Annotated in this window: 17 protein-coding genes and 1 pseudogene; 8 read left to right on the top strand and 10 right to left on the bottom strand. The window is 63.8% G+C overall.

Annotated elements, in window-relative coordinates:
• Positions 1-6: 6 nt before the first annotated feature.
• From AB3X94_RS15700 to glgC, 5 genes are all read right to left on the bottom strand, one after another.
• The gene (locus AB3X94_RS15700) at positions 7-1158 is read right to left on the bottom strand and encodes a branched-chain amino acid ABC transporter substrate-binding protein (RefSeq protein WP_176378048.1); all 1152 of its coding nucleotides are present in this window, start codon (positions 1156-1158) and stop codon (positions 7-9) included.
• Between the two features lie 427 nt (positions 1159-1585).
• The gene (locus AB3X94_RS15695; protein WP_176108976.1) at positions 1586-2047 is read right to left on the bottom strand and encodes a hypothetical protein; all 462 of its coding nucleotides are present in this window, start codon (positions 2045-2047) and stop codon (positions 1586-1588) included.
• Between the two features lie 157 nt (positions 2048-2204).
• Entirely contained in the window at positions 2205-3071 is an 867-nt protein-coding gene (gene pdxY / locus AB3X94_RS15690) for a pyridoxal kinase PdxY (RefSeq protein ID WP_176108975.1), read from the bottom strand.
• A 266-nt stretch (positions 3072-3337) separates the two neighbouring features.
• Positions 3338-4798: a glycogen synthase GlgA gene (glgA, locus tag AB3X94_RS15685; protein WP_368612022.1), complete on the bottom strand. Its 1461-nt coding sequence runs from the start codon at positions 4796-4798 to the stop codon at positions 3338-3340.
• A 137-nt stretch (positions 4799-4935) separates the two neighbouring features.
• Positions 4936-6201: a glucose-1-phosphate adenylyltransferase gene (gene glgC, locus AB3X94_RS15680; protein ID WP_176108973.1), complete on the bottom strand. Its 1266-nt coding sequence runs from the start codon at positions 6199-6201 to the stop codon at positions 4936-4938.
• Positions 6202-6679: 478 nt separating this feature from the next.
• Between glgC and AB3X94_RS15675 the strand changes: the two genes are divergently transcribed.
• Positions 6680-7774, top strand: coding sequence for an alpha/beta fold hydrolase (locus tag AB3X94_RS15675; protein WP_176108972.1), 1095 nt, complete (start codon positions 6680-6682; stop codon positions 7772-7774).
• A gap of 368 nt (positions 7775-8142) precedes the next feature.
• Here AB3X94_RS15675 and AB3X94_RS15670 read toward each other — a convergent pair whose 3' ends face one another.
• A complete protein-coding gene (locus tag AB3X94_RS15670) occupies positions 8143-9138 on the bottom strand; it encodes an alginate lyase family protein (protein ID WP_368612021.1) in 996 nt (331 codons plus the stop codon).
• Positions 9139-9525: 387 nt separating this feature from the next.
• Here AB3X94_RS15670 and AB3X94_RS15665 point away from each other — a divergent pair.
• Positions 9526-9738: pseudogene (locus tag AB3X94_RS15665) on the top strand (alpha/beta fold hydrolase); the annotation flags it as partial.
• Between the two features lie 209 nt (positions 9739-9947).
• Here the strand turns inward: AB3X94_RS15665 and AB3X94_RS15660 are convergent.
• Entirely contained in the window at positions 9948-10091 is a 144-nt protein-coding gene (locus AB3X94_RS15660) for a hypothetical protein (protein ID WP_176108970.1), read from the bottom strand.
• Positions 10092-10474: 383 nt separating this feature from the next.
• Here AB3X94_RS15660 and AB3X94_RS15655 point away from each other — a divergent pair, with 383 nt between their 5' ends.
• Complete coding sequence (locus AB3X94_RS15655) at positions 10475-10714, top strand: GDCCVxC domain-containing (seleno)protein (protein ID WP_368612020.1); 240 nt, start codon at positions 10475-10477, stop codon at positions 10712-10714.
• Positions 10715-10762: 48 nt separating this feature from the next.
• Here the strand turns inward: AB3X94_RS15655 and AB3X94_RS15650 are convergent, their stop codons facing one another.
• Complete coding sequence (locus tag AB3X94_RS15650) at positions 10763-11695, bottom strand: DMT family transporter (protein ID WP_176108969.1); 933 nt, start codon at positions 11693-11695, stop codon at positions 10763-10765.
• Positions 11696-11823: 128 nt separating this feature from the next.
• On the opposite strand from AB3X94_RS15650, the gene AB3X94_RS15645 reads away from it, so the two are divergent.
• Positions 11824-12741 carry a LysR family transcriptional regulator gene (locus tag AB3X94_RS15645; protein WP_368612019.1) on the top strand — a complete coding sequence of 306 codons (918 nt, stop codon included), beginning with the start codon at positions 11824-11826 and terminating at the stop codon, positions 12739-12741.
• 69 nt (positions 12742-12810) lie between these two features.
• On the opposite strand, the gene AB3X94_RS15640 is transcribed toward AB3X94_RS15645, so the two are convergent.
• On the bottom strand, positions 12811-13011 hold the full coding sequence (locus AB3X94_RS15640; protein WP_368612018.1) for a hypothetical protein: 201 nt from the start codon (positions 13009-13011) through the stop codon (positions 12811-12813).
• A gap of 360 nt (positions 13012-13371) precedes the next feature.
• Here AB3X94_RS15640 and AB3X94_RS15635 point away from each other — a divergent pair, with 360 nt between their 5' ends.
• Positions 13372-14163, top strand: a complete 792-nt coding sequence (locus AB3X94_RS15635) for an SDR family NAD(P)-dependent oxidoreductase (protein ID WP_176110611.1) — start codon at positions 13372-13374, stop codon at positions 14161-14163.
• A 122-nt stretch (positions 14164-14285) separates the two neighbouring features.
• On the opposite strand, the gene AB3X94_RS15630 is transcribed toward AB3X94_RS15635, so the two are convergent.
• Positions 14286-15281, bottom strand: a complete 996-nt coding sequence (locus tag AB3X94_RS15630) for an LLM class flavin-dependent oxidoreductase (protein WP_176108966.1) — start codon at positions 15279-15281, stop codon at positions 14286-14288.
• A 337-nt stretch (positions 15282-15618) separates the two neighbouring features.
• On the opposite strand from AB3X94_RS15630, the gene AB3X94_RS15625 reads away from it, so the two are divergent.
• The 3 genes from AB3X94_RS15625 (at position 15619) to AB3X94_RS15615 (ending at position 19407) form a co-directional block, all read left to right on the top strand.
• Positions 15619-17220 carry a rhodanese-related sulfurtransferase gene (locus AB3X94_RS15625; protein WP_176108965.1) on the top strand — a complete coding sequence of 534 codons (1602 nt, stop codon included), beginning with the start codon at positions 15619-15621 and terminating at the stop codon, positions 17218-17220.
• A gap of 622 nt (positions 17221-17842) precedes the next feature.
• The gene (gene bamE, locus AB3X94_RS15620) at positions 17843-18394 is read left to right on the top strand and encodes an outer membrane protein assembly factor BamE (protein ID WP_176108964.1); all 552 of its coding nucleotides are present in this window, start codon (positions 17843-17845) and stop codon (positions 18392-18394) included.
• A gap of 59 nt (positions 18395-18453) precedes the next feature.
• Positions 18454-19407, top strand: a complete 954-nt coding sequence (locus tag AB3X94_RS15615; RefSeq protein ID WP_176108963.1) for a patatin-like phospholipase family protein — start codon at positions 18454-18456, stop codon at positions 19405-19407.
• Positions 19408-19600: the final 193 nt, after the last annotated feature.

Genomic DNA, 19600 nt, shown 5'->3' with positions numbered 1-19600 from the left:
GCGAGCTCAGGTGCCGCTCTTCGTCACGACCGGCACCCATGCGCCGTTCTTCACCTGATACAGCGTCGAGGCGCCGCTCTTCAACGCGCCGGTGTTGTCGAACGAGATCTTGCCGGTCACGCCGTCGTAGTCGATCGACTTGAGCACCGGGCGGTACACGTTCGGCGAGTCGGATTTGGCCTGCTGCATCGCCTTGATCGCGACCCATGCGCCGTCATAGCCGAACGGCGCATACGACAGCACATCCGCGCCGAAGCGCTTCTTGAACTTCGCGTTGAAGTCCTTGCCACCCGGCAGTTGCGCGAGCGGGCGGCCGTATTCCCAGGCCATCGCGCCGTCGGACGCATCGCCCGCGAGCTTGATGAAGTCTTCGTCCATCACGCCGCCGCCGCCGACCAGTTGCGCGTTCAGGCCGAGCTGCTTCATGCGCCGCGCGAAGCCCGCGGCCTGGCTGTCGAGGCCGGCGAAGAACACGAGGTCCGCATTGGCGCCCTTGAACTTGGTGATCTGCGTGCTGAAGTCGACCGCGTGGTTGTCGGTGTAGTCGCGCGCGACGATCGTGCCGCCGTGCGCCTTCACGGCCTTCTCGAACTCGTCGGCTTCGCCCTGGCCGAACGCGGTGCGATCGTCGATGATCGCGATGCGCTTGGCCTTCGTTACCTCGACCGCATAAATGCCTGCGTTGCCGGCGTTCTGCGCATCGGTCGAAATCACCATGAAGGTGTTCGCGAAGCCGCGGCCCGTGATGATCGGATTCGTCGCGGCGGGATCGAGCACCGGAATGCCGGCCTGCTCGTAGACCTGCGAGGCCGGGATCGTCGTGCCCGAGTTGAAGTGGCCGACCACCACCGCGACGCCCGAGTCGACCAGCTTCTGCGCGGCCTGCACGCCGACGCGCGGGTCGGCCTGGTCGTCCTGCGAGACGATCTCGAAGTGCGCGACCTTGTCGCCGATCTTGATCTTCTGCGCGTTGGCCTCGTCGATCGCGAGCCGCACACCGTTTTCCAGATCCTTGCCGTAGCCGGCATTGGCGCCCGTCAGCGGCGCGGCAAAACCGATCTTGACCGGCAGGTCGTCGGCGAAACTGGCAACAGGCGCGACGGCAAACATCGCACCCACGAGCATGGCCAGCGGTTTCAGCGTGTTGCGAAGACTCATGGTCTCTCCTTGCATCGACGGTTGTTATGAAAGCGGTGCGACAAAAGCGGTACGACACGTGAGGCCGAGGGAAGCCCTCGCGCATCGCAAGGCTACGAAGGATCGGTCGCCGCTCACAATGCTGGAATACACGCAGTGGCGTTGCGCTTCGCAGCGTGTTCGCGGGTCAATCTGGGGCGAATATAGAAAGCCAAATTGCCGTCGTCTTGGCAATTCGTGGCGTTTTGGATGAGCATTTCGGCATAGCGGGGCGTGTGCGCATCACGTCCACAAGGAGCGTGCGTGAGGCATCCCGGCTGGCTTGCCGCGAGAAGTTCCGCTGCGGCTGCGGATTACGGCATACGCTTAAGAAACCGGCGCGAGCGCGCCGGCCGGTGTTGCGGTGTTGCGGAGTTAGCGTGGGGGCGGAGAGATTCGAGCCTTTCGCCTAGCGCTCGCCTTGCTGACGCAGCAATTCTTCACGCAGACGCAGAAGCGGCGCCTTCGTGTCTTCGTCGGCCCACGTGTCGAGATCGTCGATTGCGCGCTGGCAGCCGTCGAGCACCACGTCCAGATCGACCGGCACGCCGTTGTTCAGTGCGAATTCGATCGTTTCGGCGAATTGCTGGCACTCGTCCTCGCCGTACGAGATGTCGAGATTGTCGGCGATGATTTCGGCAATGTTGCTGCGTGCCTTGTCGTCGGCCGTCACCATCTCGACGATGCCGCGCGCGACGGCAGGCGAGTAGTAGAGCGCGATATCGAGCCATTGCGCGGGATCGAAGTCGGGCTGGTCGAACTGGTTCTCGAAGTACTCGATCGCTTCCTGTTCGTGCGCTTCGTCCGCGTCGACGCTGATGCACAACTGCTCAAAAAATTCTTCCCGCTCGCTGCGGATATGACCGTCCATCGAATGCCTCGTCTGCTGAATGCCGAATGCTGAAAAATCCCATGGAATGCGGGCGCAAGCGCCGTTCCACGCGGCACGCATTATAGGACGGCTGCTGGCGCGACGCTGGTGGCGGCGCCCAGCAACGGGTGACTCGCGTCAGTGACCTGAGCTCGACCTAAGCCGTCTCCGCAACCCATGCATCGAACCACTCGCGCGGCTGGGCGATTTCATTTTGCATCGCCACGAGTTCGAGTTCATAGCGCCCGGCCTGCCAGGTCGCCTTGACCACCGCGTTGACCGCGGCGAGCGTGTGCTCGAAGGCCGAGCGGATCGAATCGCCGAGCAGCGTGCGCGCGACGAAGACCGCGCTCGTCAGATCGCCGACGCCGACCGGCTGGCGCGCGAACGGATAGAGCGGGCGCTGTCCCATCCACGCTTCGCGTTCGGTGACGACGAGCATGTTGAAGCGGTCGGCGGGACTGTTGCGATCGAGCAGATGCTTGACGAGCACGAGCTTCGGCCCTCGCGCGAGCACCTCGCGGCACGCGGTGACGGCTTCCTCGAGCGTCTCGATCTCGCGGCCGACGAGGCGCTGCAATTCGATGTGATTCGGCGCGATCCCGTCGGCGACCTGCGGCATTTCATTGACGAGGAATTCCTGGATGCCGGGATCGACCTTGTAGCCGCCCATGGCGCCCATCACCGGATCGCAAAAGTACCAGGCGCGGGGATTGGCCGCCTTCACGGCCTTGACGATGTCGATCACCGCCTGCGCCTGTTCCGTCGTGCCGAGATAGCCGGAGAGCACCGCGTCGCAGCGCGGCAGCATGCCGATCGCGCCGATGCTGTCTACGAGATCTTCCATCTTCGATGCGTCGATCGCGCTGCCGCTCCAGTGCCCGTATTGCGTGTGATTCGATAGCTGCACCGTATTGAGCGGCCACACGTTGACGCCGAGCCGGCACATCGGAAACACGGCCGCGCTGTTGCCGGCGTGACCGAACACGACATGGGACTGGATGCTCAGAACGTTTTTCGTCATGGTAAGGCTCGCGCAACCGGTCATGCGCGATCAACAAAGCGGGAAGGGAGTCTCGCGCGGGCGGGCAGATGGCCCCGACGCCGCGCGGCAGACATGCCTGATACAGATGGTGCAGGAAAAACGCACAAACTGCATAGCCGGCAAGTCAGCAAACGATACAGGAGTTTGACCGCCGCGAGTTGATCCGTCCCCGTGCTGTTGCGCCAAACCATCAAACGCGCCTGAACATTAACGAAATCTGACAGTTTTCCCCCATGCCCGATGCTTCAGACGAGTTCGCGATACAAAGCCAGATAGCGGTCGGCCGAGGCGCCCCAGCCGAAGTCCTGGCGCATTGCGCGCCGCTGCGCGGCTTTCCATTCGGTGCGGCGTCCGTACAGCGCAAATGCGCGGCGGATCGCTGCGGCGAGTCCGGTCGGATCGAAGCGGTCGAACACGAAGCCGGTGGCGAGATCGTCGGCGAGGTTTTCGAGCGATGCGTCGGCGACCGTATCGGCGAGACCGCCGACGCTGTGCACGAGCGGCAGCGACCCGTAGGCGAGTGCATAGAGTTGCGTGAGCCCGCACGGCTCGAAGCGTGACGGCACCGCGACCACGTCGCTGCCGGCGATGATCGTATGCGCGAGCGCTTCGTCGAAACCGAGTTCGACCGCGACCGATTCGGGATGCGCCTGCGCGACCATCCTCAGGCCATTCTCGAGCGCCGGATCGCCGGTGCCGAATACGACCAGTTGGCCTCCGCGCTTGACGATCTCGGGCACCGCGCCGAGCAGCAGATCGAGGCCTTTCTGTTCGGTCAGCCGGCTCACCACGCCGAACAGCAGCGCGTCGCTTCGTTGCGCGAGGCCGAAGCGCTTTTGCAGCGCTTCCTTGCAGGCGAGCTTGCCGGCCAGCCGCGACGAGCTGAAGCGCGTCGCGAGCAGCGTATCGCTGGCGGGATTCCACACCGTGTAGTCGACGCCGTTCAGAATCCCGCTCAGATCGTGCGCGCGATGGCGCAGCAGCGCATCGAGTCCGCCGCCGTGCGCGAGCGTCTGGATTTCGCGCGCATAGTTAGGGCTGACGGTCGTGATGCGGTCGGCGTAATAGAGCCCCGCCTTCAGGAACGACAGCTGTCCGTAGAATTCGACGCCGTGCATGTTGAAGAAATCGTGCGGCAGGCCGAGCAGGCCGAACTGATGCGCGGGAAAGATCCCCTGGTACGCGAGATTGTGGATCGTGAACACGCTGTGCGCCGGCGCGCGGCCGCGCTCGCGTTCGGCGGCTTTCAGGTAGGCAGGCGCGAGCCCAGCGTGCCAATCGTGCGCGTGGACGATCTGCGGCGACCACGTCGGGTCCATCTGCTGCGCGAGTTGCGCGGCGACCCAGCCGAGCAGCGCGAAACGCTGCGCGTTGTCGCCGTACGGCACGTGTTCGTCGTTCAGATACGGGTTGCCCGGGCGGTCGTAGAGCGACGCGGCCCGGATCACGTAGACCGCGAGCCCGTTGGTGGGCAGCGTGCCGCGTTCGAGCGTCACGTTCGGCGCGCCGAAGCGGTTGCCCAGTTGCGCGACCGGTTGAAGATCGTGCAAGCCGGCGAGTACCGCCGGAAAGCCGGGCAGCAGCACGCGCACGTCGGCGCCGCGCTCGATCAGCGCGGACGGCAGCGCGCCCGCGACGTCGGCGAGACCGCCCGTTTTGAGAAGGGGATACAGCTCGCTTGCGACGTGCAGGGCGCGAATCGTCATAGGCCGGGTCTCTGTCGGGTTGGCAGGGTTGCTCGGGTTGGTAAAAGGTCAGCGGTGTTGCGGGTGAAGCCGGATGAAGCGAGGAAAGGCATGGCCGGCGGCGCCGTGGCCGCCGGTGCATGCATGCGGCGGGCGCGCTACTTCGGATGCTTGCGCAGCGCTTCCTGCGTGACCAGCACGACGCCATCGTCGGTGCGATAGAAGCGCTCGGCGTCGCGCGCCGGGTCTTCGCCGATCACGGTGCCTTCCGGAATCGTGCAGCCGCGGTCGATCACCACCTTTTGCAGGCGGCAACTCGCGCCGACCGTGACCTGCGGCAGCAAGACTGCCTCATTGATATTACAGAACGAACTCACTTTCACGTTCGACGACAGCACCGAGCGCGAAATCTGCGAGCCCGAGATCACGCAGCCGCCGCAGACGAGCAGGTTGTTGCCCGAACCCTGCAGCCCCTTCATGTCGCGTACGAACTTCGCGGGCGGCAACTGCTCCTGGTAGGTCCAGATCGGCCACGACTCGTCGTACAGGTCGAGGGTCGGGATCGTCGAGGCGAGGTCGAGGTTCGCGGCCCAGTACGCGTCGATCGTGCCGACGTCGCGCCAGTACGGCTCGACGCTCGGGTCCGACGACACGCACGACATGCTGAACGGATGCGCGATCGCCACGCCCTGGGTGACCACGCGCGGCAGGATGTCCTTGCCGAAGTCGTGGTCGGTATCGATCGCGGCGATGTTTTCCTCGAGCTGCGTGTACAGGTAGTCGGCGTTGAACACGTAGATGCCCATGCTAGCGAGCGCCGTGTCGGGACGGCCGGGTATCGCGGGCGGGTCGGCCGGTTTTTCGACGAAGCCGGTCACGCGGCGGTTTTCGTCGACCGCCATCACGCCGAACGCGACCGCATCCATGCGCGGCACCTCGATGCAGCCGACCGTGCAGTCGGCACCGCTGTCCGCGTGATCGGCGATCATGCGCGTGTAGTCCATCTTGTAGATGTGGTCGCCCGCGAGCACAACCACATACTTCGGACGGATCGAGCGGATGATGTCGAGGTTCTGGAACACCGCGTCGGCGGTGCCGCGATACCAGTGCGCGCCTTCGACGCGCTGCTGCGCGGGCCACAGATCGATGAACTCGCCCATCTCGCCGCGCAGGAAGCTCCAGCCGCGCTGCAGATGCCGCAGCAGCGAATGCGCCTTGTACTGCGTGACCACCGCGATGCGGCGGATGCCGGAATTCAGGCAATTGGAAAGCGCAAAGTCGATGATCCGGTATTTGCCGCCGAAGTGCACCGCCGGCTTCACACGCTTGTTCGTCAGCGGCCCGAGCCGGGTGCCGCGTCCGCCGGCGAGGACGATCGCCAGGGTAGTGCGCTGTAAGTCGTTCAGCCGTGCCGGAGTATTCATATTTGTCTCCTGTCGATCGGCGCGAGCCCTTCAGCACTCACGCCGACCTCATGCAAGATGGTTGCCTGATTGGTATACCCCCGGGAATGATCTGGCCGCGTCCTCTCCGCTGATGATTTGGGCTGCCTGGCAGTCGTACCGCATTGCCGTTCTTTGCTGCCTGTTTTTCGCGAGTCCGTCTGTCAGTTCTAGCACCGATTGGACTCGAGGGAATAAATGTTTGTTGCGGGGGCCGCGTGGCCGACCATCCTGTAACGATCGCCTGTTATGGCGCATTTTTCGGTGCGGCGCAGCACATTGGCCACGAGGTCGTGTCCGGACGATGCTCGAGCACGAAGGCGCAATATGCATGCCACAATCGGTTCTGCCGCGTGCCGTGTCCGCGCTGCGCGACTGGCGCCAGAGTTCGGCGGTACATCGTAGAATCGTGCGCTCCACGCCTCGTGCATCCCTGCTGCGTTTTTTCCAGACCATCCCGATGAATCTTCGCCCCCCGTTCCTGCTTGCCCTGTCGAGTATCTGCGCCTGTGTCGTGCTCTGCGCGGCGACTGTCGCCGTGGCCGCCACGCCGGCGAGCGAGGCGAGCCCGGGCGCCGCAAGCGGCGCGTCCTCAGTCGACGATTCCGGCCCGGCCTACGGTCCGGAACTGCAGGGCTTCAGCTATCCGGCGCCGGTCGAGCGCTTCGAATTCACGTCGCAGGGGGTGCCTCTGCAGATGGCCTACATGGACGTGAAGCCCGCGCATGCGAACGGCCGCACCGTGGTGTTGCTGCACGGCAAGAATTTTTGCTCGGCGACATGGGGCGCGACGATTCGCCGGCTGAGCGACGCCGGTTATCGCGTGATCGCACCGGATCAGATCGGTTTTTGCAAATCGAGCAAGCCCGAGCATTACCAGTACAGCTTCCAGCAGCTCGCGCGCAATACGCATGCGCTGCTCGAGTCGTTCGGCATCAGCGACGTGACGGTGGTCGGCCATTCGACGGGCGGCATGCTCGCGGTTCGCTATGCGCTGATGTATCCGCGTGAAACGCAGCAGCTGGTGCTGGTGAACCCGATTGGACTCGAGGACTGGAAGGCGAAGGGCGTGCCGTCGCTATCGGTCGACCAGTGGTATCAGCGTGAGCTGGAGACCAGCGCCGACGGTATTCGCCGCTACGAACAGGCGACTTATTACGCGGGGCAATGGCGCGCGGACTATGAGCCGTGGGCGCAGATGCTCGCGGGCATGTATCGCGGGCCGGGTAAGCAGATCGTCGCGTGGAATTCCGCGCTGCTGGATGACATGATTTACACGCAGCCGGTTTTCTATGAACTGGGGCAACTCAGCATGCCGACGCTGCTGCTGATCGGTCAGAGGGACACCACCGCGATCGGCAAGGATGCCGCGCCGCCCGAAGTGCGCGCGAAGCTCGGCCATTATCCGGAACTAGGCCGCGCGGCCGCGAAGGCGATTCCGCACGCGACGCTCGTGGAGTTCGCAGCGCTTGGTCACGCGCCGCAGATGCAGGACCCGGATGCGTTTCATAAGGCGCTGCTCGAGGGGCTGGCGGCGGTGCAGACGAATCGCTGAAGGTTCGAACTGCTTTCTGGCCTCCTACCGTATTTGCGAGTAGTTCAGCAGCAGGCGAAACTTGCTGACAGCTGACTCTTCGTGGTTCGTCTCGGATTTCCAGGGAGGACGCTTGCGGACAGGCTGTAGTCGGCCCAATTGCGGCCGTTCGACAAAAGGCAAGTGAATCGTCAACAATATGGAACTGACAGAATTCGCCACGAACACGCGACGTACAGCTTCTTGAGCGAGGTCGCGGCCGTTCCGCTCAGAGCGCACGACGAAAAGTGCTTCCAAGGTGCGCCGCTTAGGATGACGCAGGCGTCCTGATAATGGTCGCGTCCCTTTGAGTCACCCCCGTTCTGCGAGTGAGCACCCGAGCAGATCTGCTACTTGAGGGTGTACGTCAACGTGCCATACCCAAGTTGGTCGAAGCCACCGCTGGTCGAACCATAGTCGCCGCCGCCGCCTTCCGGGCGCACCTGCTGCGCATATGCGGCAACGCCCGGCGCCTTGAGTTTCTTCAACACCACGTAGTGGTTGTAGAGCAATTCCCAGATCGGCCGGGTATCACCTCTTGATCCTGGCGAAATCTCTGGCTGCGTCGCCAGGCTGTCGGAATACAACGTGTAGGGCACATCCAGGCCGAGATTGTATTGCGCGACGTATTCGGCACCCTTCAGCAGACGGTTGTTGTCGTATCCGAACAGATCGTCTCCCTGATTCCAGGCCATCTGGCAAAACGCACCCGCCAGTGCGAAGTCGAGCATGGTGTGCCCTTGGTCGCGGCCGCTTTCCTGGACTTGACCGAGCCCGTTCGGATACAGCTTCCAGACGAGGTGTTCGATCGAGCCATTGCCCGCGCCGTGCTTGAAATACTCGACCGCTTCCGCATAAATGTCCCGGCGGTCGGTCAGCACGCCAATCGCCAGCATTGACGCCATATTGGCGAGATCCCAGTTGGCCCAGTAATGATCGACCTTCGTGCCGTTGTGTTGGGTCAGGAAGTTGTGGTTCATCGGGTAGAACACGGTGAGCATCATCGACTGGAAGCGCCGGAAATCCGCCGCTTTCCATTGCGGCGACGTGCGCAGGATTTCCGCCGCATTCGCCAGCTCGTAGCCGTAGATGCCGGAGGCGAGGAACTTGTCCGAGTTCCCGTCGATCATCTTCAGACTGCCCGACCACGCGTTCAGGATATCGATGGCCTTGCCGGCATAGGCGTCGTCACCGGAGACTTTCCAGCGCAGCGCGAGCGTATAGGCCGCCGCCGCGTCGTTGAACAGCAGCGAATAGTTCTCGGCATGCTCGGGGTTCTTGCCGCGATAGATGGCATCCTGCGGGCGCGGGGTCCAGCCCAGCGACGCGTGGCGGTTGGCGATCAAGCGTTGCCACCCTTGTAGCCAAGGCTGTTTGCCCTGCGCCACGTTGACTCGCATACGCTCGAAGTCCCGCTCGCTGTGCAGCAGTCCAGGATGTGCGAACGGCTTCGCTTCGATATCGGATGGGGCTTGCACGGCCACCGGAGCGTGTTGCCGGTCTCCGCCAGCGTAATTGTTCGCCGATTGAGCGACGCAGGCCGAAAGGCTGGCCGCAGCGACGATCGACGCAGTAAGTATCGATTTTCTGGACATGGGTGGAGGTGCATCAGGAATTGAACGAACGAGTGCCTCGCGCTTTGCACCGGAGGCAAGCCTCGTACTGGATCAACGAACGACTGAGAAGAAGGGTTGACGTTGCCGGAGCACGAAGCGTCACGGTGTACCCCCTGCGACACCACCGCGATCGGCAAGGATGCCGCGCCGCCCGAAGTGCGCGCGAAGCTCGGCCATTGTCCGGAACCAGGCCGCGCGGCCGCGAAGGCGATTCCGCATGCGACGCTCATGGAGTTTGCGGCGCTTGGTCACGCGCCTCAGATGCAGTACCCGGATGCGTTTCATAAGGCGTTGTTGGACGGGTTGGCGGCGGTGCCGACGAACCGCTGAGGGTTCGAACGAATTTCTGTCCCGTGTCCATGACGATCTGCCAAAAAGGAAACAGCCCGATCAGCGTAAGCCGATCGGGCTGTTCCGGTCAGGCTGACCGCCCTGACCGAGGGCACGTCAGCGCACACGCATAGCGGCGCGGCTACGAGAGCCGCGATATCACTTCCGTATCGAAGTTCACGCGACGCTGACGGCCGCGTGAGCGCGCATCAATAGCCGCCGCTGCTGCCGCTGCTGCTGTTGCTACCCGACGAGCTCATGTCGCCCGTGGACTGGCACGCGGCCAACGACAACGATGCGACTCCTAGCGCGATGATCACGGATACGGCCGATAACAGTCTTGATACTTTCATGTAGAACTCTCCTGCACGGCCAACGGGACTGACTTGCCGCGCGGCCACGCGTTGAGCCGGGGAGTCGCGGATCGCTAACGACAAGTCCCGCGACGCGGCGGCGGTTACAAAAAGAACAGGCAAACGTTCTGCAAAACGGGCCAGCAACCGCTGTGCGCGGCCGACGATTCCGTTTCGCGGTTCCACGGCTACGCGCTCTTTCACGCGACGCCTAATCTACGAACGCCAACGGCTCGCCTTTTATTCCACCGCAATGGTTATTTGTGACACGTATCGCGTCCGGATGCTGGACTTCGGTGCGGTACGGCCTTTGCGCAAGCCCCGTGACCGTTTGCCGGCGCTAACATTGACAGGTGCAAGGAATACGGACGTAGACGCGATCAATGCAAACCTCACCGATCGTGGAGTCCGCGTTGACCTGTCCGCACTGCGGGTGCGTGACCGTCGTGACGATGCAGACCGACGCCTGCGTCTACTTCTATGAATGCCCGCGGTGCAAAGCCTTGCTTTCTCCGAAGTCCGGCGATTGCTGCGTCTTCTGTTCGTATGGCTCGGTCAAGTGCCCGTCCGTGCAAGAGGCCGGTGCGTGCTGTGCGAAATCTGTCACTCGAGCCGGGCCATGAGCCGAGGCGAGCGCAGGCATCGAAACAAGGCTTGGCCTGAATAATCGGCTAACTCTCGACCGAAGTGGCTGGATGCATGTCGAGCCTCGCGTTGGCGTCCCTTTTGAGCGGCACCGCCGCCAGCACCGATGCAAGTACCATCAGACCTCCGCCAAACCATGCCGAGGCCGAAAGATGCTCGCCGAGCCATACGTAGGCGAATAGCGCACCGAACGCGGGCTCGCTGCCCATCAGCAAAGCGACGCGCGTTGGGTTGCTGCGCTTGACGGCAAAATTCTGTGCGAAAAATGCGAACAACGTACAGGCGAGCACGAGGTAAGCAATGCTCGCCCAGAAGTCACCGTGCCCACTGAGCGACGGCAGCGCCTGCCAATGCTGTGACGGCAACACGAACGCCAGCAGCACACTGCCCAGTGCAACGACGCCTGCCTGGACCGCCGTTACCGACAGCGGGGCAAGTTTCGAGTCGCGCATCACGCGCTTGGTCACGCACACCATCAGCGCGCGCAGCAACGCCGCAAGAAGGATCAGCGCATCGCCTGCGGTCGGAATGATCGCACCTCCGCTGACGAACGCGGCGCCCATCAGTGACAAGCCCACAGCGATCCATTCCCCACTCGACGGCTTTCGTCGCAGCAACACCCATTCGACCAGCGGCGTCAGCGCGACACACAGACTGATAAGGAACGCCGCATTCGACGCGCGTGTGTGCGCGATCCCGAATGTCTCCGCCAAAAAGATGCTGAGCAGGATTGCGCTGGAGCCGAGCGCACCCAGCAAGGCGGACGCTCTAACGTGTCGAAGCGAGCGCAACGCCGGAGACAACACGACGAACGTCAGACCGAAGCGCAACGCCAGCAGACCGAGCACCGGATAGATCGCGAGCGCGCCTTTCACGACCCCATAACTCGTGCCCCACACCATCGCGACCGCAAGCAGCATCAGGTCGGATATCCATAACGCACTCTGTTGTTTCGACATGACGAACCTTCTGTTTTCATTCTGACGGTCCACATTGTCGGGCATTGCGTGGAAAACTATAATCCGCAGCGGAAGAACATCTTTTATGTTCAAAACGCACAAATGCTAGGGCAGGTCCGAGGATCGCGATGAATCCGAATGAGCTTTTTGCGTTGCTACCCGACATGGCGATGTTTGCGAGGGTCGTCGACGCCGGCAACTTCTCCATCGCCGCGCGGCAACTGGGCAGTACACCGTCGACTGTCAGTCGGCAGATCAAACGCCTCGAGGATGCGTTGGGCACGCGCCTGCTCGAGCGCTCAACCCGTAGCATCCGGTTGACGGATTCGGGCGCGCAGATTTACCGGTACTGCCGGGATATGGTCGGCGCGGCCTCGGGCGCCGTCGACATCGCTGGACAAGGGGCGGGTGATCCGCGAGGCAAGGTCAGCATCAGTGCGCCGATTTCATATGCGAGATCTGTCATCCATCCGCTTGTTCCGGAGTTTCTGCGCATGTGGCCCGACGTGGATGTCCATCTGGTCTTCGCCGACCACGACGTCGATCCGCTACGTGACGATGTCGATCTGGTGATCCGGCTCACGCGTTCGCCTCCGCCGGGTCTTGCTGCCCGGCGACTCGGAGCGGTCAAATGGGTTCTGTGCGCGTCGCCTGCTTATCTGGCGGAGCGGGGGACGCCGGCCGAGCCGCGCGACCTTGCGCGGCATGCATGCATGTACCTAGGAGAGACGGTCGACGACAATCGATGGCATTTCCGCCGCGACTCTGAGACACGGTCGGTCGAAGTGAAGGGGCGCTACATCGCCAATGATACGAGCGCGCGGTTGGATGCCGCGCTGCATGGCCTGGGCATTGCGAGCTTGCCCGATTTTGTCGCTGCGCAGGCGATTTCCGCGGGCGACATCGTCCAGGTGCTGAGCGACTGGGAGTTCGAGGCGCGTCCCTATATGGGCCCGGTTTGGCTGCTTTATCCGCCGAATCGATTTTTGCCGTCTCGAGCTCGTGCGTTGATCGATTACCTGGTGAGTCATCTCCACGACAGGTGACGAGCGCTTTTTCACGCACTGGCCACATCCGCGGCATCGGGGCGCGCAGGGCTGCGCGCCGCCTTGCTGTCAGCCGTGGTAGAAGCCGTCGGTAACGGAGTTCTGCAGCACGCCGTCTACATAGACGCCGACAGGGTCGCCATCAGCGCTCGTGAGAATCGAGCCGACGTGCTGGCCGGGTAGTTTCATCCGGCCACCTTGAATGGTGGTCATCTCCTGCTGATCCAGTTCCGCACAGTTCTGGATGTCGTCGATGGTCAGTGTGTTCATGGGGTGTCTCCTCGAACAAGAACAAGAGGGTTGTAGAACATTCAAGCGGCCGGCTGCTCGCAGCACGGTACGCACATGTCATGCCATCCGCGCGTAGTCTGTGCAGAGCGCGTCCCAAGGTGAATCACGATGATGCGAGTTTGGGCGCGACCATCACCTGGTCAAACGAAGTCGGAAAATCGCTGACATGGCCTCGTTTTCCTGCTCGTACACGGTACTTCAGGCCTGCCTGCGTCACTGTGCGCCTGTCACTCATGTGCGTTGCCATTTCCGTCAGATCATCTAGTCTTTTTGCTGTTCGAAAGCGAGCTGGTACCCGACGTCCCGATTTTTAATTCATCCATTGAAAGGAAATCACCCATGGACTTGAACCTGACAGGCAAACTCGCACTGGTGAGCGGCAGCACAGCCGGCATCGGTCTCGCTATCGCCAGCACGTTGGCGCAGGAGGGCGCTCGTGTAATCGTGAACGGCCGCTTGCAGTCGTCCGTGGATGACGTGGTCGCGCAGTTGAAAGCGCAGACGGGCGGCGACGTGCAAGGATTTGCCGGCGATCTCAGTACCGCTGCTTCAGCAGAAGAACTCGCGCGACGCTACCCCGGCGTGGAAATTCTGGTCAACAACCTCGGCATCTTCGAGCCCAAGCCGTTTGAGGAGATCTCCGACGCGGACTGGCAGCGGTTCTTCGACGTCAACGTGTTGAGCGGGGTACGCCTCGCCCGCCTGTATCTGCCTGCGATGCGGCAGGCCAACTGGGGGCGCATCATTTTCATTTCGAGCGAAAGCGCGGTGCAGATCCCAGCTGAAATGATTCACTACGGGATGACGAAAACCGCGCAGCTGGCGGTCGCGCGCGGACTCGCCGAAGCCGTTGCCGGCACCGGCATTACAGTCAATAGCGTGTTGCCGGGGCCGACGAAATCGCGGGGAGTCGGTGAATTCGTGGAGACCCTTGCCAAGGCCGACGGCAAATCGTTCGAAGAGTTCGAAAAAGAGTTCTTCGAGAAGGTCCGTCCCACCTCGCTGATCAAGAGATTTGGTTCGCCGCAGGAAGTCGCGTCGCTGGTGGCCTATATCGCGAGTCCGCTTTCGTCGGCCATCACGGGAGCTGCGTTGCGGGCCGACGGGGGCGTTGTAAAGAGCGCCTTCTAGAGCCACGCCGGGGCCGGCTTCTCATGCGACTGGTCCAATTCAGTGCAAAAGACAAGGGCGGCTCGCCATGAGCCGCCCTTTTTTCGTGCGTGGCCGTGTCGGCCGATCGGTTCGCGAAGCGTTTATTCGACCGCCATCAATTCATCGCGCACCTCGGCGCCGATCTCGAACGAGCGCAGCCGCGCTTCGTGATCGTAAATCTGCGCGGTCAGCATCAACTCGTTCGCGCCGGTCTGCTCGATGATCGATTGCAGACCTTCGCGGATCGCGTCGCGATCGCCGAGCACCGTGCACGCGAGCGCTCGCGCGACGTTGTTGAGCTCCATCTCCGATGCGTCGAGCCGCTCGACCGGTGGCTGCAATTGCCCCGGCGTGCCGCGCCGCAGATTGATGAACTGCTGCTGCAGCGACGTAAAGAGGCGCGCGGCTTCGTCGTTCGTGTCGGCGGCGAACAGATTGACGCCGACCATCGCATACGGTTTCGCCAGCGTCGCGGACGGCCGGAACTGCGAGCGATACACCTGTAGCGCGCTCATCATGTAATCGGGCGCGAAGTGCGACGCGAACGCGAACGGCAGCCCGAGCGCCGCGGCCAGTTGCGCGCTGTACAGCGACGAGCCGAGCAGCCACAGCGGCACATTCAGGCCCGCGCCCGGCACCGCGCGAATGCGCTGGCCCGCGACTGGTTCGGCGAAGTAGCGTTGCAATTCGACGACATCGTCGGGGAAGGTTTCGGCGCTCGCCTGCAGGTCGCGGCGCAGCGCGCGGGCGGTGGTCTGATCGGTGCCGGGCGCGCGGCCGAGGCCGAGATCGATCCGGCCCGGATACAGCGACGCGAGCGTGCCGAACTGTTCAGCGATCACGAGCGGCGCATGGTTCGGCAGCATGATGCCGCCCGAGCCGACACGAATCGTCTTCGTGCCGCCGGCCACGTAGCCGATCACGACCGAGGTCGCCGCGCTCGCGATGCCGGTCATGTTGTGATGCTCGGCGAGCCAGTAACGCTTGTAATTCAGTTTTTCCGCGTGCTGCGCGAGTGACAGTGTGTTCCTGAACGCATCAGCGGGCGTGGCACCCGCGGTGACCGGCGAAAGATCGAGAACCGAGAAGGGGATCATTGTCTATTGATAGCGATGGGCGGCGCTTTCGCGCGATGGGGCATTGTGGCAAAGCGGCGGCTTTTCTGCTGGCGGCCCGGCGATGCCCCTGACGGCGGAAGGGTCGCCAGCGCTGGTGAGGCGCGACGAGCCGCGACGACAGGCGATGCGTGGCGCGGAAATTGCGCTTGCGTAGCGTGTTCGCGCGGCGGTGCTTCGCATTCGCAGTGCGGTCGAATAAGCAATCCAACGAGTGACCGTGCGCCGATCGAAATTCGAGTGTACGGTTTAAGTATTCGGTACGGTGACGCGACGCGTCGCCCGAAATCTGGAATGTAGCGAAGGAGTTCCCGATCCCATGAATGTCGTCAAAGAGTTTCGTACCCGGTCGTTCCAGGACGTGTGCCACGCATTGCTCGACCGCGAGGAGATCGCGCTCGTCGACGTGCGTGAGGAAGATCCGCACGCGCGCAGTCATCCGTTGTTCGCCGCCAATCTGCCACTGTCGCGGCTCGAACTCGATGCGCCGCTGCGGCTGCCGCGCCTCGCCGTGCCGATCGTCGTGTTCGATGCCGGCGAAGGGCTCGCGAGGCGCGCGGCCGAGCGCCTCGACGAGCTCGGCTATAGCAACGTCGCATTGCTCGAAGGCGGTCTGCAGGGCTGGCGCGAAGCGGGCGGCGAGTTGTTCAAGGATGTCAACGTGCCGAGCAAGGCCTTCGGCGAACTGGTCGAAAGCGTGCGTCATACGCCGTCGCTGTCCGCGCAGCAGGTGCAGGCGCTGCTCGATCGCGAGGCGGATGTCGTGGTGCTCGACGCGCGTCGCTTCGACGAGTTTCAGACCATGAACATCCCCGGCAGCATCAGCGTGCCGGGCGCGGAGCTGGTGTTGCGCGCGCGGCAGCTCGCGCCGGATCCGGCCACGCGCATCATCGTCAATTGCGCGGGACGCACGCGAAGCATCATCGGCGCGCAGTCGCTGATCAACGCGGGCGTACCCAATCCGGTGGCCGCGCTGCGCAACGGCACGATGGGCTGGACGCTCGCCGGCCAGCCGCTCGCGCATGGCAGCACGCGGCGCGTCGAAGGCGCGGTCGACGACGTATCCCGTCTCGCGGCGGCAGACGGCGCGCGCGCGCTTGCCGACCGGGCGCGCGTGCGCCGCACCTCGCGCGACGAAGCGCGCCGCTGGGCCGACGAGGCGGTGCGCACCGTGTATCGCTTCGATGTGCGCACGCCCGAGGAATACGAGGCGGGCCACGTGCCAGGCTTTCGCAGCGCGCCTGGCGGCCAGCTCGTGCAGGAAACCGACCTGTTCGTGACGGTGCGCGGCGCGCGTGTGATCCTCGCGGACAGCGACGGCGTGCGCGCGAACATGACCGCATCGTGGCTCGCGCAAATGAACGTCGAGGTGTTCGTGGTCGATGGCCTGACGGCGGGCGATTTCGCCGAGAAGGGCGTGGCGCCGCTCGCGCGCAACGCGGTCACGCCACCCGACGTCGACGACATCGAGCCGGCCGAGCTTGTGGCGCTGCTGCAGTCGCCGGGAACCGTCGTGCTCGACTTCACGAGCAGCACGAATTATCTGAAGCGGCACATTCCGGGCGCATGGTTCGTGATCCGCAGCCAGCTCGCCGACGCGCTGCGCACGCTGCCCGATGCGAAGCGCTATGTGGTGACGTGCGGCAGCGACGTGCTCGCGCGCTTCGTCGCACCGGAACTCGCCGCGGCGACCGAGCGGCCGGTGCAGGTGCTGCGCGGCGGCACGCGCGCGTGGATCGACGCGGGCTTGCCGGTAGAGTCGGGCGGCACGCGGATGGCGTCGCCGCGGATCGATCGTTATCAACGGCCATATGAGGGCACGGAGAACGCGCGCGAAGCGATGAGCGCGTATCTGGAGTGGGAGCATGGGCTCGTCGCGCAACTGGCGCGCGACGGCACGCACGGCTTCCGGGTGATTTGAAGGGGCCGGCCTGCCGGAGGCCGGCTATCCGGGGGCCGGCCTGCCGGAGGCCGGCTATCCGGGGGCCGGCCTTCCGGAGGCCGGCTATCCGGGGGCCGGCCTTCCGGGAGCCGGCCAGCCTGCGCCCCTTTCGCACCGCGCGAATCTTCTGCCAATTCGGTGTAAACGCGCTCTCGTCGAAAGCCTCCGATGCGTTTAGATTATCGGCATCTGGAAGGCTTATCGAGGGACCAGGGCGGCCGTAAAAGGCAGCGGTTTGTCATTCGGCGATGGCGCAAGGTGAGTAGCCAAGGTTGCTCATCGCTTCGTCTGGAGCAGGCCGCTGCGCGTCGTCCGCGGTGCTTCGCGCAAGGCGGCTGATGAGCCGCCGTCACTTCCGGTTGATCGTATCGACCGACATGGCGACGCTGCACACAGCGTCGCCTTTTTGCTTCTGGCTTGCCCATTTCGACCGATCCCAGCCGATCTTTTAGCGCTGCGCGCAACACGTTGCGTGCGTAGCCGCACTCGTCGCGCCTGCGTTGCTCGCGGTTTTCTCCGCGCGCGGTTATCCTTGTAGTACACACTACAGACCGGCCATGCGCAGCAACTTTAGATGCCGCGCATCCGGACAGGAAACGAAGTGAGCCTCAAACCGCTGGGCGTCACGCTGCTAATAGCGTGCGTTGCGCTGACCGGCTGCGACCAACAGCAGAGCGATCAAGCCGTGCAAAAACTCAAGGACTTTTTCAACGCGGTCAAACCGGACGCGTTGTTGCTCAAGAATATGACGCCGGGCGTCACGACCGAAGCGCAAGTCCTCGCGCAGATGGGCAAGCCCGAAACCACCCGCACCTTTACCGACGGCTCGAAGCGCTTCGAGTATCCGCGCGGTCCGCAAGGCCTGAACACCTACATGGTCGACATCGATCGCGACGGCAAGCTGCAGGCGATCACGCAGGTGCTGACCGCGGACAACTTCGCGAAAATCCGCTCCGGCATGACCGAGGACGAGGTGCGTCGATTGCTTGGTAAGCCTGGACAGGTCGCGGTGTTTCCGCTGAAGCCGGAAACCGTGTGGAGTTGGAAATGGCGCGAAGGCGGCGTGACCGAGGAAGGCATCTTCAACGTTCACTTCGACCGGAACCAGAGGGTGTACACCACGTCACGCTCGGACGTGATTCGTGGGCGATAGGTGGGAAGAATGTCGATTAGAAGACGCCCGGATAAGCGGGCCGAAAGAGCGGGGTACGCATGATACGTCGACGTCGATACAGCCGGATCGGGCTGGTGTTGGGAGGCGGCGCCGCGCGCGGCTGGGCGCATATCGGCGCGATTCGCGCGCTGCAAGACGCGGGCATCAAGCCCGACGTCGTGTGCGGCACGTCGATCGGCGCGCTGGTCGGCGCGGTCTATGCGAACGGCGATCTCGACTGGCTCGAGGAGTGGGTGTCGCGTCTCACGTGGCAGACCGTGGTGCGGCTGCTCGATTTGCGCATCTCGGGCGGCCTGCTCGGCGGGCGCAAGGTGATCCAGCTATTCGCCGACAAATTCGCAGGCCGCTCGATCGCGCAACTGAACATGCCGTTCGCGGCAGTCGCGACCGAACTCGACACGGGCCGCGAAATCTGGCTGCAGGACGGCAGCACGGTCGACTCGGTGCGCGCGTCGATTGCGATTCCGGGCATCTTCACGCCGGTGTGGCACAACGGCGTGTGGCTCGTCGACGGTGGGCTGTGCAACCCGGTGCCGGTGTCGGTCGCGCGCGGCATGCGTGCGGACTGCGTGATCGCGATCGATCTGAACAACGACATCCTGAACGGCCGCGACTTCGGCGGCCCGGTCATCGAAACGCCCGCGCTCGATCCCACCGCGCCGCCGCCCGTCGCGCTGCGCCGCAACGGCAAGCCGTGGCCGCGCTGGTTGGCGCCAGCCGAAGCGAGCGCCAGCGACGACGTGCGCGTGCCGCCGAAGCCGAGCGCGCACGTGCCGTCGATGTTGAGCTCGATCGCGCAAAGCATCGACATCATGCAGGTGCGCATCACGCGCAGCCGGCTCGCGGGCGAACCGGCCGATATCCTGATCCAGCCGCGTCTGGGCGGCATGGGCATCTTCGATTTTCATCGCGCGGCGCCGGCCATCGAGGAGGGGCGCGCGGCGGTCGAACACATGCTGCCGGCGATTCGCGCTCGGCTCGCGCTCGAATGAGCGCGGCTTGTTCGTCGCCGCGGCCTATCGAAAAAGCGACCCGAACTTTGCGAAATCGCGGCGCGGCCAGGCGCGCGCCGCACACCTGACAAAACGATAACCCTCGTGATACCAAGCGCTACGAGCGTTCCGCGCGCGCCGGCAGCGCCATGCTGCGTCGCAGCAAGCCACCCGCCCGGGATTTGAGAAATTG

It is taken from the genome of Paraburkholderia sp. BR10923 (assembly GCF_040948765.1).
Lineage (GTDB): Bacteria > Pseudomonadota > Gammaproteobacteria > Burkholderiales > Burkholderiaceae > Paraburkholderia > Paraburkholderia youngii.
Note: the sequence above shows the minus strand (reverse complement) of the source record. Positions and strands in the feature narration are given on the sequence as shown.